Source organism: Mycobacterium sp. MS1601 (genome assembly GCF_001984215.1).
GTDB lineage: Bacteria > Actinomycetota > Actinomycetes > Mycobacteriales > Mycobacteriaceae > Mycobacterium.
This window is the reverse complement of the sequence record NZ_CP019420.1, coordinates 931,654-948,472: the sequence shown is the minus strand read 5'-3', so window position 1 is coordinate 948,472 and position 16,819 is coordinate 931,654. Positions and strand designations below refer to the sequence as shown.

Sequence of the window (16,819 nt, the reverse complement as noted above, 5' to 3'; positions counted from 1 at the left end):
AGCGCCGAGGGGTCACTCTGTTTCGCAGCATGTTTGCAACGCAGAGATTCAGCCGCCAGCCAGCGCCGAACAGCTTGCAACGGGCTAGTTGAGGAATGCGCGCGCGTCCGCTATTGTTGGACGTTGCGCTGGCTGCCTCCTGCCCACCCTCACCTTCCGCACCGCAGTACCTAGCCTGAGTTTCGTCTCAGTCATCTAGTTGCGTGCCGTGTGTCTGTGATTCGGACAGGCTGTCAACCAGCCAGAACCGAAGCAGATAGCGCGGCATCGGAAACCGGGTCACCGGTTACCGGTTCGCCGCACGAGGTGCCTGGAAGGACGCATCTTGGCAGTCTCCCGCCAGAACATTAGCTCTAATTCCTCCGTACCCGGTGCTCCAAACCGCGTTTCTTTCGCCAAGCTCCGTGAGCCTCTCGAGGTTCCGGGGCTACTCGACGTGCAGACCGCATCGTTCGAGTGGCTGGTCGGCTCCGACCGGTGGCGCGAGAAGGCAGTCGAGCGCGGCGAGCTTGATCCCAAGGGTGGCCTCGAAGAGGTCCTCGAGGAACTCTCGCCCATCGAGGACTTCTCGGGCTCCATGTCGCTGAGCTTCTCCGACCCGCGCTTCGACGAAGTCAAGGCGCCGGTCGACGAGTGCAAAGACAAGGACATGACGTACGCGGCCCCGCTGTTCGTCACGGCCGAGTTCATCAACAACAACACCGGCGAGATCAAGAGCCAGACGGTCTTCATGGGTGACTTCCCGATGATGACCGAAAAGGGCACCTTCATCATCAACGGCACCGAGCGCGTCGTCGTGTCGCAGCTCGTGCGTTCGCCCGGTGTGTACTTCGACCACAGCGTCGACAAGGGCACCGAGAAGGACCTGCACTCGGTGAAGGTCATTCCGGGCCGCGGCGCCTGGCTCGAGTTCGACGTCGACAAGCGCGACACCGTGGGTGTGCGCATCGACCGCAAGCGTCGCCAGCCGGTCACCGTGCTGCTGAAGGCGCTCGGCTGGACCAACGAGCAGATCTCGGAGCGCTTCGGCTTCTCCGAGATCATGATGAGCACGCTGGAGAAGGACAACACCGCAGGCACCGACGAGGCGCTGCTGGACATCTACCGCAAGCTGCGCCCGGGCGAGCCCCCCACCAAGGAATCCGCGCAGACCCTGCTGGAGAACCTGTTCTTCAAGGAGAAGCGCTACGACCTGGCCCGCGTGGGCCGGTACAAGGTGAACAAGAAGCTGGGCCTCAACGCCGGCCAGCCGATCACCAGCTCGACGCTGACCGAAGAGGACATCGTCGCCACCATCGAGTACCTGGTGCGCCTGCACGAGGGCCAGACCCTGATGACCGCTCCCGGCGGCGTCGAGGTGCCGGTCGAGGTCGACGACATCGACCACTTCGGCAACCGTCGTCTGCGCACCGTGGGCGAGCTGATCCAGAACCAGATCCGGGTGGGCCTCTCGCGTATGGAGCGTGTGGTCCGCGAGCGGATGACCACCCAGGACGTCGAGGCCATCACGCCGCAGACCCTGATCAACATCCGCCCCGTCGTGGCAGCCATCAAGGAGTTCTTCGGAACCTCGCAGCTGTCGCAGTTCATGGACCAGAACAACCCGCTCTCGGGTCTGACCCACAAGCGTCGTCTCTCGGCGCTGGGCCCCGGCGGTCTGTCCCGTGAGCGCGCCGGCCTCGAGGTCCGCGACGTGCACGCCAGCCACTACGGCCGCATGTGCCCCATCGAGACGCCGGAAGGCCCGAACATCGGCCTGATCGGCTCGCTGTCGGTGTACGCGCGGGTCAACCCGTTCGGCTTCATCGAGACGCCGTACCGCAAGGTCATCGACGGCAAGGTCACCGACCAGATCGACTACCTCACCGCCGACGAAGAGGACCGCCACGTCGTGGCGCAGGCCAACTCGCCGACCGACGAGAGCGGTGGCTTCACCGAAGAGCGCATCCTGGTCCGTCGTAAGGGCGGCGAGGTCGAGTTCGTCTCGCCCGCACAGGTGGACTACATGGACGTCTCGCCGCGCCAGATGGTGTCCGTGGCCACGGCCATGATCCCGTTCCTGGAGCACGACGACGCCAACCGCGCCCTGATGGGTGCCAACATGCAGCGCCAGGCGGTTCCGCTGGTGCGCAGCGAGGCACCGCTGGTGGGTACCGGCATGGAGCTGCGTGCCGCCATCGACGCCGGTGACGTGGTGGTGACCGACAAGGCCGGTGTGGTCGAAGAGGTCTCCGCCGACTACATCACCGTCATGGCCGACGACGGCACCCGGCACACCTACCGGATGCGCAAGTTCGCCCGCTCCAACCACGGCACGTGCGCCAACCAGCGTCCGATCGTGGACGCCGGGCAGCGCGTCGAGTCCGGACAGGTGCTGGCCGACGGACCGTGCACCGAGAACGGCGAGATGGCGCTGGGCAAGAACCTGCTCGTCGCGATCATGCCGTGGGAGGGCCACAACTACGAGGACGCCATCATCCTCTCGCAGCGCCTGGTGGAGGAGGACGTCCTGACGTCCATCCACATCGAGGAGCACGAGATCGACGCCCGCGACACCAAGCTGGGCGCCGAGGAGATCACCCGGGACATCCCGAACGTCTCCGATGAGGTGCTGGCCGATCTCGACGAGCGCGGCATCATCCGCATCGGCGCCGAGGTCCGCGACGGCGACATCCTGGTCGGCAAGGTCACCCCCAAGGGTGAAACCGAGCTGACCCCGGAAGAGCGTCTGCTGCGTGCCATCTTCGGTGAGAAGGCCCGCGAGGTCCGCGACACCTCCCTGAAGGTGCCCCACGGTGAGTCCGGCAAGGTCATCGGCATCCGCGTGTTCTCGCGCGAGGACGACGACGAGCTGCCCGCCGGTGTCAACGAGCTGGTCCGCGTGTACGTGGCCCAGAAGCGCAAGATCTCCGACGGCGACAAGCTCGCCGGACGCCACGGCAACAAGGGCGTCATCGGCAAGATCCTGCCCATCGAGGACATGCCGTTCCTCCCGGACGGCACCCCGGTCGACATCATCCTGAACACCCACGGTGTGCCGCGTCGTATGAACATCGGCCAGATCCTGGAGACCCACCTCGGGTGGGTGGCCAAGACCGGCTGGAACATCGACGTCGCACAGGGAGTTCCGGAGTGGGCGGCCAACCTGCCCGAGGATCTCTACAGCGCACCCGCCGACACCAACACGGCCACGCCGGTCTTCGACGGCACCCGTGAGAACGAGTTGACGGGCCTGCTCGGCAGCACGCTGCCCAACCGTGACGGCGACGTGATGGTCGACGGCGACGGCAAGGCGACGCTGTTCGACGGACGCAGTGGCGAACCGTTCCCGTACCCGGTGACGGTCGGCTACATGTACATCCTGAAGCTGCACCACCTGGTGGACGACAAGATCCACGCCCGCTCCACCGGTCCGTACTCGATGATCACCCAGCAGCCGCTCGGTGGTAAGGCGCAGTTCGGTGGTCAGCGGTTCGGCGAGATGGAGTGCTGGGCCATGCAGGCCTACGGGGCCGCCTACACGCTGCAGGAGCTGCTCACCATCAAGTCCGACGACACGGTGGGCCGCGTCAAGGTGTACGAAGCGATCGTCAAGGGCGAGAACATCCCTGAACCCGGTATCCCCGAGTCGTTCAAGGTGCTTCTCAAGGAGCTGCAGTCGCTCTGCCTGAACGTCGAGGTGCTGTCTTCGGACGGCGCCGCGATCGAGATGCGGGACGGCGATGACGAGGACCTGGAGCGTGCTGCTGCCAACCTCGGAATCAACCTGTCCCGCAACGAAGCCGCGTCTGTGGAAGATCTGGCGTAGAGCTCGTCCGAATATCTATCCCGCAAGGGGAAAGGGAGTTTGCGTGCTAGACGTCAACTTCTTCGATGAACTCCGCATCGGTCTCGCGACCGCGGACGACATCCGCAACTGGTCCTACGGCGAGGTCAAGAAGCCGGAGACCATCAACTACCGCACGCTCAAGCCCGAGAAGGACGGCCTGTTCTGCGAGAAGATCTTCGGACCGACTCGCGACTGGGAGTGCTACTGCGGCAAGTACAAGCGCGTCCGGTTCAAGGGCATCATCTGCGAGCGCTGCGGCGTCGAGGTGACCCGGGCCAAGGTGCGTCGTGAGCGGATGGGCCACATCGAACTGGCCGCACCCGTCACGCACATCTGGTACTTCAAGGGCGTGCCGTCGCGTCTGGGCTACCTGCTGGACCTGGCGCCGAAGGATCTCGAGAAGATCATCTACTTCGCTGCCTACGTCATCACCAGCGTCGACGAGGAGATGCGGCACAACGAGCTCTCCACCCTCGAGGCCGAGATGGTCGTCGAGAAGAAGTCGGTCGCCGATCAGCGCGACGCCGACCTGGAAGCCCGTGCCCAGAAGCTCGAGGCCGACCTGGCCGAGCTGGAGGCCGAAGGTGCCAAGTCCGACGTGCGCCGCAAGGTGCGCGACGGCGGCGAGCGCGAGATGCGTCAGCTGCGTGACCGGGCCCAGCGTGAGCTGGACCGGCTCGACGAGATCTGGACCACCTTCACCAAGCTGGCCGTCAAGCAGCTGATCGTGGACGAGAACCTCTACCGCGAGCTCGTCGACCGCTACGGCGAGTACTTCACCGGTGCCATGGGTGCGGAGTCCATCCAGAAGCTCATCGAGGTCTTCGACATCGACGCCGAGGCGGAGTCGCTGCGCGACACCATCAAGAACGGCAAGGGCCAGAAGAAGCTGCGTGCTCTCAAGCGCCTCAAGGTCGTCGCGGCGTTCCAGACCAACCGCAACTCGCCCATGGGCATGGTGCTCAACGCCGTTCCGGTGATCCCGCCGGAGCTGCGTCCGATGGTGCAGCTCGACGGTGGCCGCTTCGCCACCTCCGATCTCAACGACCTGTACCGCCGCGTGATCAACCGCAACAACCGGCTCAAGCGACTGATCGATCTGGGCGCGCCCGAGATCATCGTCAACAACGAGAAGCGCATGCTTCAGGAGTCGGTGGACGCGCTGTTCGACAACGGCCGCCGTGGACGTCCGGTCACCGGACCGGGCAACCGTCCGCTGAAGTCGCTGTCCGATCTGCTCAAGGGCAAGCAGGGCCGGTTCCGTCAGAACCTGCTCGGCAAGCGTGTCGACTACTCGGGCCGTTCGGTCATCGTGGTCGGCCCGCAGCTCAAGCTGCACCAGTGCGGTCTGCCCAAGCTGATGGCACTCGAGCTGTTCAAGCCGTTCGTGATGAAGCGTCTTGTCGACCTGAACCACGCGCAGAACATCAAGAGCGCCAAGCGCATGGTGGAGCGTCAGCGCCCGCAGGTGTGGGACGTCCTCGAAGAGGTCATCGGTGAGCACCCCGTGCTGCTCAACCGTGCACCCACCCTGCACCGCCTCGGTATCCAGGCCTTCGAGCCGCAGCTGGTCGAAGGCAAGGCCATCCAGCTGCACCCGCTGGTCTGCGAGGCGTTCAACGCGGACTTCGACGGTGACCAGATGGCCGTGCACCTTCCGCTGTCGGCGGAGGCGCAGGCCGAGGCCCGCATCCTGATGCTGTCCTCGAACAACATCCTGTCCCCGGCGTCGGGCCGGCCGCTGGCCATGCCCCGTCTGGACATGGTGACCGGTCTGTACTTCCTCACCACCGAGGTGCCCGGTGATCTCGGCGAATTCACCGCCGCGACGTCCGAGTCCCCGGAGACCGGCACCTACAGCAGCCCGGCCGAGGCCATCATGGCCATGGACCGCGGTGCGCTGAGCGTGCGCGCCAAGATCAAGGTCCGGATGACGCGTCTGCGTCCGCCGGCCGAGATCGAGGCGCAGCTGTTCCCGAACGGCTGGAAGCCGGGCGACGCCTGGACCGCGCACACCACGCTGGGCCGGGTGCTGTTCAACGAGCTTCTGCCCGTTGGTTATCCGTTCGTGGACAAGCAGATGCACAAGAAGGTGCAGGCCGCGATCATCAACGATCTGGCCGAGCGCTACCCGATGATCGTCGTCGCGCAGACCGTCGACAAGCTCAAGGACGCCGGTTTCCACTGGGCCACGCGTTCGGGTGTCACGGTCTCGATGGCCGACGTGCTGGTGCCGCCGCAGAAGGCGGCGATCCTCGATCGTTACGAGGGCGAAGCCGACGGCATCGAGAAGAAGTACCAGCGTGGTGCTCTGACAGCCGACGAGCGTCGTGAAGCGCTGGTCAAGATCTGGCAGGAAGCCACCGATGAGGTCGGTAAGGCGCTGGAGGAGTACTACCCGGCGGACAACCCGATCACCCTGCTGCCCAAGTCGGGTGCCACCGGCAACATGACGCAGGTGCGCAACCTGGCCGGCATGAAGGGTCTGGTGACCAACCCGAAGGGTGAGTACATCCCGCGTCCCATCAAGTCCTCGTTCCGCGAGGGCCTGACGGTGCTGGAGTACTTCATCAACACCCACGGTGCGCGTAAGGGTCTGGCCGACACCGCTCTTCGTACCGCCGACTCGGGTTACCTGACCCGTCGTCTGGTGGACGTGTCGCAGGACGTCATCGTTCGCGAGACCGACTGTGGCACCGAGCGCGGCATCGTCGTGACCATCGCCGAGAAGACCGACGACGGTGCACTGCTGCGTGACGCACATGTCGAGACCTCGGCGTTCGCCCGGACGCTGGCCGCCGACGCGGTCGACGCCTCCGGCAACGTGGTCGTCGAGCGTGGACATGACCTGGGTGACCCGGCCATCGACGCGCTGCTGGCAGCCGGCATCACCGAAGTCAAGGTGCGTTCGGTGCTGACCTGCACCACCGGCACCGGCGTGTGCGCCACCTGCTACGGCCGCTCGATGGCCACCGGCAAGCTGGTCGACATCGGCGAGGCCGTCGGCATCGTCGCCGCCCAGTCCATCGGTGAGCCCGGCACGCAGCTGACCATGCGTACCTTCCACCAGGGTGGCGTCGGTGGCGACATCACCGGTGGTCTGCCGCGTGTGCAGGAGCTGTTCGAGGCCCGCGTTCCGCGCAACCGTGCCCCGATCGCCGATGCCACCGGGCGGGTTCGCCTGGAGGAGACCGACAAGTTCTACAAGATCACCCTCATTCCCGACGACGGTGGCGAAGAAGTTGTCTACGACAAGCTGCCGCGTCGTCAGCGTCTGCGGGTGTTCAAGCACGAGGACGGCACCGAGCGTCCGTTGGCTGAGGGCGACCACATCGAGGTCGGTCAGCAGTTGATGGAAGGCTCGGCAGACCCGCACGAGGTGCTGCGTGTCCAGGGTCCGCGTCAGGTCCAGGTGCACCTCGTCAACGAGGTGCAGGAGGTCTACCGCGCCCAGGGTGTGTCGATCCACGACAAGCACATCGAGGTGATCGTCCGGCAGATGCTGCGCCGCGTGACCATCATCGATTCCGGCGCAACGGAATTCCTGCCCGGATCGCTCACCGAGCGTGCCGAGTTCGAATCCGCCAACCGTCGGGTGGTCGCTGAGGGCAACGAGCCCGCAGCCGGTCGTCCGGTGCTGATGGGTATCACCAAGGCGAGCCTGGCCACGGATTCGTGGCTGTCGGCGGCGTCGTTCCAGGAGACCACTCGCGTGCTCACCGATGCGGCGATCAACTGCCGCAGCGACAAGCTGCAGGGTCTGAAGGAGAACGTGATCATCGGCAAGCTGATCCCGGCGGGTACGGGCATCGCCCGCTACCGCGACATCCGGGTGCAGCCGACCGAAGAGGCCCGCGCTGCGGCGTACACGATCCCGTCCTACGAGGATCAGTACTACAGCCCGGACTTCGGCCAGGCCACCGGCGCTGCGGTGCCGCTGGACGATTACGGATACTCCGACTACCGGTAGTCGATTCGGGAAGGGCCCTCGCTTTCGAGCGGGGGCCCTTTTCGTGTTCGGGGGCTCGAACGTCAGGCCTTGTTCAGGCGGTGATTCCGTAGGTCTTGAGCTTGCGGTACAAGCTGGAACGAGCCATTCCCAGATGCGATGCCGCCGCAACCCGATTGCCGCCGGCCTCGCGCAGTGCCGTGATGATGGCGTCGCGTTCCACGGTTTCCAGCGGGGTCAGCGTGTGGCGTGCCACGGTTTGGCAGTAGCCGGGCAGGTCGGTGTCCTGAATTTCGCCGACGGGGCGGCGGCGCAGCGCATGCACCAACGCCTCACGCAACTGAAAGATGTTGCGGGGCCAGGTGTATCGGGCGATGAGCCGCTGTGCGTCGGGGCTGAGGCGGACCTTGCGGTCCGGGGCTGCTCCGCGCAGCAATGCCGCGGTGATGGCCGGCAGATCATCGGTGCGGCACCGTAGCGGCGGCACGGTGATTGACTCCTCGAAATGATGCAGGAGTTCGCGGAACGGCAGGTCTGCCGTCGCGGACGCATCCAGTCCGGTGGCCACCACCCAGACCGGCCCGTCGAGCGCCTCCACCGCGGTGAAGTAGGCCTCCAACCGTTCCACGCCGTCGGTGCTGGCCTGGTCGATATCGCGGATGATGTGCAGGGTGGGTTCGTCGGGATTCGCCACCAGAGTGTTCAAATCAGAAGGTGGACCGTCGATTCCGAGTTGGGATGCATCCACTGAGATGCTGCGGCCACTCGGGTAGATGGCATGGAAGAGCTCGGCCACCAAGGTGAACTTCCCGACTCCGGTTTCGCCCACCACCAATGTGGCCCGGCCGCGCCGAAGAGCTTGTCGCAGTTCTGCGCAGGCGCGCACCCAGGCCGGCGAGGTGCCGTCGGCCAGAGCGTCGCGCGAGCGGGACAGTCCGCCGACGATCTGCGAGGTTGCGGGCGCGGCCATCGCGATCTGGGGGAGGCGGTGCTCGTTGAAATCGCCGGGCGATCCGTTCTGACGCGCCGTCACCAGGTCGGCGATCACCACCATGCCGGCCACCTCGGTGCCGGCCAGGATCCGAGTGCCACGGATGTGCACCAGGCGGTTGCCACGCGGTAATGCCAACGTGTCGCTGGCGCGGTCCTTGCGGGCCATCAGGAATGTCGCGTGTTCTTTCAGCATTCGTTGTTCGTCAGCGTCGAACAACTGCTGGGCGGCGGGATTGGCAATGAACACCGAATCTCCGAAAGCGAAGACTGCCTGGCGGTTGGAGCGCGAGGTCACCTTCACATACGTGTCGAACACCGCTCGCTGGGACTGGCTGCGATCCAGTAACAGGTTGTGCCCGATGTCCTTGGCCGCGCTCTTGACCAACGTGTGCATCAGTGGGCTCCAGGCCTGAGACAGCGTGGAGATGTCCAGTACGCCTTCGACCCGTCCGGTGATCGGATCGATCACCGGCGCACCGGTGCACGCGAACATGTGCAGGTTTTCACTGAAATGCTCGGGCCCGATCACGCTGACCGGCTTCCCGGCTTCGAATACGGTACCGATGCCGTTGGTGCCCATGGTGGACTCCGAGTAGTCGAACCCGGGGGCCAGGTGCACTCGATCCAGTAACCGCGCGACGGCCGGCGAACTGTCGATGCGTCGCACCACCCGCGCTTTGCTGTCGGTCAGGGCGATCACCATGGGCATCTCGACGGTGTCGATCTCCAGCTGCTGCAGAACCGGCTGCGCGCAGCGGACCAGCAAGGAACTGGTGTTGATCTGATCGGTGAACGCACCCTCTGGACGGGACACGTCGACTCCGGCGGCCTGGCTGCGCTCCCACGACGCCGCGACAACCTCGGACACCCCTGCCGCGCCGGCGCCGCCGAATTCGAGGAAGTCCGCACGGGCAGCGGCCACCCGCAACATGCGGGTCGGACTGTTCGGCATCGCAGCTCCTGGCTCGGTTGCATCGACATATGGCGATGAGGTGATTCCAGTGTGGGGGAGAGCTGCGTCACAGCCAAGACCGTCACATGTCCCAACTTGGGACGTCTGTCCGCCCCGGGACATCCCGCAGGCTAGCTCGAAGCGGTGTGGTGCAGACCACACGCACTTTCCACGAACGGAGCGGTATGGACACTCTGATCAACATCGACAACGGCGGCACGCTGACCGACATCTGCGTGTGGGACGGCGACAACTTCACCTTCACCAAGACGCTGACCACCCCACACGACCTCTCGGAATGCTTGTTCACCGGCATCGAGAAGGCTTCTGCGGCGCTCTACGGTGACGCCGACATCACCCGGTTGCTGCACGCCACCGCGCACATCCGCTACTCCACGACGCAGGGCACCAACGCGCTGGTGCAGCGGCGTGGTCCGATGGTCGGCATCCTGACCACGATCGACGGGCTGTCCGCCGAGCTGCAACGGGAAGCGGCCGAACAGGAGATGTTCGACGGTCTGGTGGGCGACCGGATCATGACCATAGACGCCGATGCCGACGCCGACACCTTCGAGTTCGAAGCGGTGCAGCGGATCAACCGGCTGACCACGCTCGGCGCGGCCCGAGTTGTGGTGGCCGGCTCCAGCCCGGAGCAGGAGCGTCGGCTCCGGCACGTGTTGTTGCGCAAGTTCCCCCGGCAACTCCTGGGCTCGGTGCCGCTGATCTACAGCTGGGAGCTGGCAGGCGACCGCAACGACGCTCGTCGGGTGTGGTCGTGTGTGATCAACGCCTTTCTGCACCCCACCATGGAACGGTTCCTCTACGCCGCCGAGCGACGCCTGCGCGCCTACAAGGTGGTCAACCCGCTGTTGGTGTACCGCAACGACGGAGCGTCGTCGCGCGTCGCGAAATCCATTGCGCTCAAGACCTATTCGTCGGGACCGCGGGGTGGGCTGGAAGGCACCGCGGCGCTGGCCAAGGTCTACGGCCTGGGGCATGCCCTGATGATGGACATCGGCGGCACCACCACCGACATCGGTGTGGTGCAAGACGGTGTGGTTGCCGTGGCTGACCGTGGCGGTATCGAAGGGGTGCAGATCTCCTACCCGATGAGCGACGTGGCCTCCGCCGGTGTAGGCGGGTCGTCGGTGATCCAGGTGGTCGACGGTGACATCACCGTCGGCCCGCAGTCCGTGGGTGCCGCCCCCGGGCCCGCCTGTTTCGGGTTCGGCGGCAAGCAGGCCACCATCACCGACGTCAACCTGCTGCTGGGCATCCTCGATCCGGACACCTATCTGGACGGCACCTTCACCCTCGATCCCGGCAGGTCACGTGCGGTGATCACCCAGACCGTGGCCGAGCCGCTGGGCATCTCGCTGGAAGAAGCGCTGATCCGCATGGAACACGCCTACTTCCAAGCGCTTTCGGAGTCCTTTGCTCCACTGGTCCGCGAGGACACCACCTTGCTGGCGTTCGGCGGCGCCGGCCCGATGAGTGCCACCGGAGCCGCCCGGCTGGCCGGGGTCAAACGGGTGCTGATCCCACGCACCGCCGCGGTGTTCTCCGCCTTCGGCATCTCCTTCTCCGATATCGGCAAGACCTACGAGGTGGTGGTGCCCGAACCCACAACCGCATCCGTGAAGGCGACGTACGACACCCTGACCGCGCGCGCGGAGCGCGACATGTTCCAAGAAGGCTGCAGCTTGGCCGATTGCCAGACCACCTGGCAGCTGCTCATCGAGGACGGCACCGGCGGTCAGTCCGGAGTCACCCGGATTCCGTACCTGCCCGGCGACGCGGTCGACTACCCCGGCCAGGTGGTGTCCCTGCAGCTGACCGCCGCCGCGCCGCTGCCGCATCCCGAGCTCACCGCCGACGTGGCGGCAGACGAATGTGCCGCCCCGGTGGTCGGCGACCGCCAGGTGCGCTCGGCAGCAGACCAGGTGGACGCGGTGGCAGTCCACGTGCTCGATCAGCTCAGCCCCGGCGCCACCGGCTGCGGCCCGGCGATTGTCGAGGGGCCGTTCTTCACCGCCCGAGTGCTGCCGGGCTGGTCCTTCCAGGTGACCCGCGCCGGTGACCTGATGCTCGTCGACAACGCCTGACCACCCACCACATCCTTTGCAGAGAAAGGGAATTCCGATGAGAGTCCCCATGACCGAGTACCTTGTCATCGACCTCGACACCGAGCGCTGGGTGTGCCGGGTCTGCGCCCACGACATGGGTTCTGCCCACGGCAATTACAAGCCGGGCACCCTGGTCTACGACCGTGATCCGCGCGAGATCCACCAACCGATCATCGACCCGGACCGCTACGAGTACACCTTCAGCCCGGATCCCACCTACTGCCGGATCCTGGAGTACTACTGCCCGGGCTGCGGCACCCAGATCGAGTGCGAGTACCTGCCGCCGGGGCATCCGCCGAGCGTCGACATCATCATCGACGTCGCCGCGCTGCGCGAACAGTGGCGCGTGCGCGGCCTGGACGCCGAAAAGGTGCACAACTACGGCCCCGGCGAGGACGCCCAGAAGTACACCGCCGCCCTCAAGGCCATCGGCCACACCCACTGAGATCCGACTCATCCCTGGAGATCTGACAATATGAAACGCATTTCCGTCGACATCGGCGGCACGTTCACCGACTGCTTTTTCGTGTGGGACGACATCTACGTCGACGCCAAAGCGCTGACCACCCACCACAACCTCGCCCTCGGCTTCAACGAGGCGCTGGACCTGGCCTGCAAGAGAGCCGATCTGGACCGCTCGACAGTGCTCTCGGAAGTGGACTCGGTACGCTACGCCACCACCTTGGGCACCAACGCGCTCATCGAGCGCAACGGCCCCCGGGTGGCCGCTATCGTGACCCACGGTTTCGAGGACACCATTCCGCTGTCCCGCGGTCGTGGTTACGGCGAGGGCCTGGACTACGCGATGCAGCAGAACCTGCCGGCCGCCGAGCGCCCCGAGCCGCTGGTGCCGCGAGCGATGATCCGCTCGGTCAAGGAACGGATCAACTCGGCCGGCAAGGTGGTGGCCGAGCTGGACCCCGAGGACGTGCGCTCCGTGGTGCGGGAACTGGTCGATGCGGGAGCAGAAGCCATCGTGGTGTCGCTGGTCAACGCGACCGAGAACCCGGATCACGAGCTGGCGATCCAGGAGATCATCCTCGACGAGTTCCCGCCACACGAACTGGGCGCCATCCCGGTGTTGCTCGGACATCAGGTGTCGGGTCGCAAGGGTGAGTACGTGCGTGCCACCTCGACCATCATCGACGGCTACCTGCACGAGATCATGTTCCACGCCCTGGCGCAGCTGTCGAGCAACCTGCGCGACTTCGGCTACGACAAGCCGATGCTGGTGATCCACAACTCCGGCGGCATGGCGCAGATGAACTCCACCGACGCGCTGCAGACCATCCACTCCGGACCGATCGCCGGAGTGGGTGCGGCCGAACACCTTTCGAACGAAACCGGAATCGGGCACGTGATCGCCACCGACATGGGCGGCACCTCGTTCGACATCGGCCTGGTGCCCGAGGGCGGAGTCAAGCACTACGACTTCTTGCCGACGATCGACCGGTGGCTGGTGTCGGTGCCGATGGTGCACCTGGACACCTTGGGTGCCGGCGGCGGATCCATCGCCAGCTATGACCGCATCCACAACTCGGTCAAGATCGGCCCCATGTCGGCCGGCTCCAACCCGGGCCCGGCGTGTTACGACCGCGGTGGGTTGCGCCCCACCGTCACCGACGCCGATCTGCTGCTGGGCTATCTCGACCCGGACAACTACGCCAACGGCTACATCAAGCTCAACCCGAAACGGTCGCTGTTCGCCATCGAGGAGGACCTGTGCGACCACCTGGACATGGATCCCATCGACGTGGCCAAGGTGATCAAAGACGGGGTCGACGAACAGATGGCCATCGGGATCGGCAAGGAACTGCGGGTCCGCGGGTACCTGCCCGAGGACTTCACCATGTTGGCCTACGGCGGCAACGGCCCGCTGCACGCCTGCGGGGTGGCCCGTCATGCCGGCATCACACGTGTTCTGGCCCCACCGTTTTCGTCGGTGTTCTCGGCGTGCGGTGCCGGCAACATGAAGCAGCTGCATTTCCACGAGCGTGGGGTACACGTGACGATGTACAACGCGACCACCCGCGCGTTGTACGACGACTACGCGGAGTTCAACGCCGTGGTCGCAGAACTCGAGGAGCGCGGGCGCGAAGACCTCATCCGGCAGGGCTTCTCCGGTGACGACGTGCGTTACCGCCTCGAACTCGACATGCGCTACGGCAACCAGTTGCTGACCCAGGCGGTGGCGCTGTCCGACATCCACCGGATCAACGGCGTCGGCGACGTGCTGGAGATCATCAAGACCTTCGGCGATGTCTACAGCCACCGGTTCGGCGCGTCCTCGGCGGCACCGGAGGCGGGGATCCGCTGCAGCACCGTACGCGTCGCTTCGTACGTCGACGGCGACGTGGTGAACTTCGAGCCGCTGGGACACGGCGGCACCCGCACCGCCCCGTCGCCGGTGGGCAGCCGCAAGGCGCACTTCGTCGGTGTGGACACCCCGGTAGAGACCCCGGTGTTCGACCAGAGCGCCCTCACCGCGGACCGGGTGATCGCCGGCCCGGCGATCGTCACCACCGAGAACACCACCTTCCTGGTGGAACCCGGATGGCGCCTGGAGCCGACGTCGCAGGGCGCCGTGTGGTTCCTGCAGGACTGATCGCAGCCGAAAACTACTGAAGGACAACAGACAATGACCACAGTCAACGAACGTCCGGCCGCCGACCTCACCGCCGAGGAGCAGGAGTGGGTCGACAAGTTCATGGATGAAACCACGCTGTTCCTGGGGCCCGACCGGGAGATCATGCGCAGCCACAGCATCTCCGAACGGTCGATGCACGAAGAGGTCGCCATTGCCGCCGGCGTGGATCGGCTCCAAGTGGAGCGGATTCGCAAGCGGATCGCCGGCGCCCTCGACGAGGGTTACGAGATGTGCGAGGCGCAGGGCGCGGCACCCGGCGCCAAATGGGGTGACCTCACCACCGCGATCTACACCGCCAGCGGCGACGTGTCCTACCTGTCCTGCCACGGCGTCATCGCCTTCAGCGCGATCCTGCACCACCCGATCCGGTACATCATGAAGTACTGGAAGGACGAACCCACCGTGGGCATCAACGAGGGTGACGGCTTCATCCACAACGATGCCCGGTTCGGCAACGTGCACAACACCGACCAGTCGATGATCATGCCGATCATGCGGGACGGTCAGATCATCGCCTGGGTGGCGGCCACCATCCACGAGGGGGAGAACGGCGCATGTGAGCCGGGCGGGATGCCGTCAGGTTCGGAAACCGCATTCGACGACGGACTGCGGATGAGCCCGTTCAAGATCGTCGAGCGGGGTGAGCTGCGCCGGGATCTGCTGACCTTCCTTCAGCATTCGGTCCGCGACCCGAAACTGCAGCTGGCCGACCTGAAGGTCAAGATCACCGCGGTGCGCAAGATCATGGAACGCATCGACACGGTGATCGACGAAGTGGGTGTCGACACGTTCGTGGCCGCGCTGCGCACCACGGTCGAGGATGTCGACGCCGAGGTGCGTCGCCGGATCGCCGAACTCCCGGACGGTACCTACCGTTTCGACCAGTTCATGGACAGCACGCTCAAAGAGAACATCCTGATCAAGATCGCGTGCACCATCACCGTCAAGGGCGACACGATGACCGTCGACCTGCGCGGAACCGGACCGGAGATCCTCAACCGTGCCATCAACTCACCGCTGTGTTCGGTGAAATCGATGATGATGCAGGCCATCCTGGCGTTCTGGTGGCCGGACCTGCCGCGATGCACGGCGGCGATGAGCTGCATCGAGATCATCTCCGACGAGGGCACCTGGGCGGATGCGTCCTACGACGCCCCGATGGGGCAGTCGCTGCAGGCGTCGTTCCGGGGCTTTTCGGCCATGCAGGCGCTCTACAGCCGGATGTCGTTCTCCACGCCCCACAAGTACAGCAACGTGGTGGCGAACTGGTTCAACCAGATCAACACCTTCCTGTGGGGTGGGGTGACCCAGCACGGCGACATGGTGGGCAACCTGTGCGCCGACCTGAACGGAATGCCGGGCGGTGCCAAGCCTTTCCGAGACGGTGAAGACGCCATCTCGCCGCTGTTCTGCGCCATGGCCGACACCGCCGAGCAGGAGGTGATGGAAGAGGAGGTGCCCTTCATGCAACTCGTCTCCAAGCGCCTGGTCCGGGACAACATGGGATTCGGCAAGTTCACCGGCGGCATGGGCTACGAGATGATCGTGGCCGCCGAGGGCACCCCGCAGTGGGGATTCATGACGGTCACCTCGGGCGCCAAGTTCTCGTCGGTGTACGGCATGTACGGCGGTTATGGCTGCGGCACCTACCCGCTGGCGATGGTCAAGGGCACCAACGTCTACGAGCATTTCCGGGCCGACAACACGAAGTTCGACCTGTCCATCGAGAAGGTGATGAACTCGCGTCCCTTCCCGGATGGCCGGTACTCCACCTCGCACATGGGGCTGCAGTTCGACATCGCCAAGGACGGCGAGCTCTACATGATCAGCCAGGGCGCCGGCGGCGGATACGGAGATCCGCTGGAGCGGTTGCCGGAGTCGGTGCTGCGCGATGTTGAGCTGGGCCGGATCAGTCAGAAGGTGGCCGAAGACATCTTCGGTGTGCGTTATGACCCGGCGACGCTGCGGCTGGACGTGACCGGGACCGAGGCGGCGCGGACTGCGGCGCGGCAGGACCGGTTGCAGCGCGGCAAGCCCTTCGAGGAATTCTGCGCGGAGTTCGTCAAGCCGGAACCGCCGAAAGACCTGGCCTACTACGGATCCTGGGGTGCTTGGGCGCCAGGCTCGGAAGACATCACCGCCACGGTGTACACCATCGACGGCCCACAGCGGGTGAGCGCCCCGCTCGCCGACCTCCCGATCGTGATGGTGCCGGACCGTCGGGAGGTCAAGATCGCCAAACTCGAGGCGCGCATCGCCGAACTCGAGCAGCGCCACGGCGAAAACGTCCAGCGCCTGGCCTGACACCGGTGGCGGCCCACGT

The 16,819-nt window shown here is 65.5% G+C and carries 7 protein-coding genes; 6 read left to right on the top strand and 1 reads right to left on the bottom strand.

Going from position 1 to position 16,819, the window contains the following annotated elements; all coding sequences use genetic code 11:
• The first annotated feature begins 310 nt into the window (after nucleotides 1–310).
• The gene (rpoB, locus tag BVC93_RS04440) at nucleotides 311–3,808 is read left to right on the top strand and encodes a DNA-directed RNA polymerase subunit beta (protein ID WP_157516762.1); all 3,498 of its coding nucleotides are present in this window, start codon (nucleotides 311–313) and stop codon (nucleotides 3,806–3,808) included.
• A 43-nt stretch (nucleotides 3,809–3,851) separates the two neighbouring features.
• The gene (locus BVC93_RS04435; RefSeq protein WP_083736113.1) at nucleotides 3,852–7,799 is read left to right on the top strand and encodes a DNA-directed RNA polymerase subunit beta'; all 3,948 of its coding nucleotides are present in this window, start codon (nucleotides 3,852–3,854) and stop codon (nucleotides 7,797–7,799) included.
• 73 nt (nucleotides 7,800–7,872) lie between these two features.
• On the opposite strand, the gene BVC93_RS04430 is transcribed toward BVC93_RS04435, so the two are convergent.
• A complete protein-coding gene (locus BVC93_RS04430; RefSeq protein ID WP_083736112.1) occupies nucleotides 7,873–9,723 on the bottom strand; it encodes a sigma-54-dependent Fis family transcriptional regulator in 1,851 nt (616 codons plus the stop codon).
• A 185-nt stretch (nucleotides 9,724–9,908) separates the two neighbouring features.
• On the opposite strand from BVC93_RS04430, the gene BVC93_RS04425 reads away from it, so the two are divergent.
• The 4 genes from BVC93_RS04425 to BVC93_RS04410 are packed head-to-tail and all read left to right on the top strand — an operon-like array spanning nucleotide 9,909 to nucleotide 16,800.
• Entirely contained in the window at nucleotides 9,909–11,828 is a 1,920-nt protein-coding gene (locus BVC93_RS04425; protein ID WP_083740793.1) for a hydantoinase/oxoprolinase family protein, read from the top strand.
• A gap of 37 nt (nucleotides 11,829–11,865) precedes the next feature.
• Complete coding sequence (locus BVC93_RS04420; protein WP_083736111.1) at nucleotides 11,866–12,294, top strand: acetone carboxylase subunit gamma; 429 nt, start codon at nucleotides 11,866–11,868, stop codon at nucleotides 12,292–12,294.
• A 30-nt stretch (nucleotides 12,295–12,324) separates the two neighbouring features.
• Nucleotides 12,325–14,454 (top strand): hydantoinase/oxoprolinase family protein, encoded by a 2,130-nt coding sequence (locus BVC93_RS04415; protein ID WP_083736110.1) that lies wholly within the window; start codon nucleotides 12,325–12,327, stop codon nucleotides 14,452–14,454.
• Between the two features lie 33 nt (nucleotides 14,455–14,487).
• On the top strand, nucleotides 14,488–16,800 hold the full coding sequence (locus BVC93_RS04410; protein ID WP_083736109.1) for a hydantoinase B/oxoprolinase family protein: 2,313 nt from the start codon (nucleotides 14,488–14,490) through the stop codon (nucleotides 16,798–16,800).
• Nucleotides 16,801–16,819: the final 19 nt, after the last annotated feature.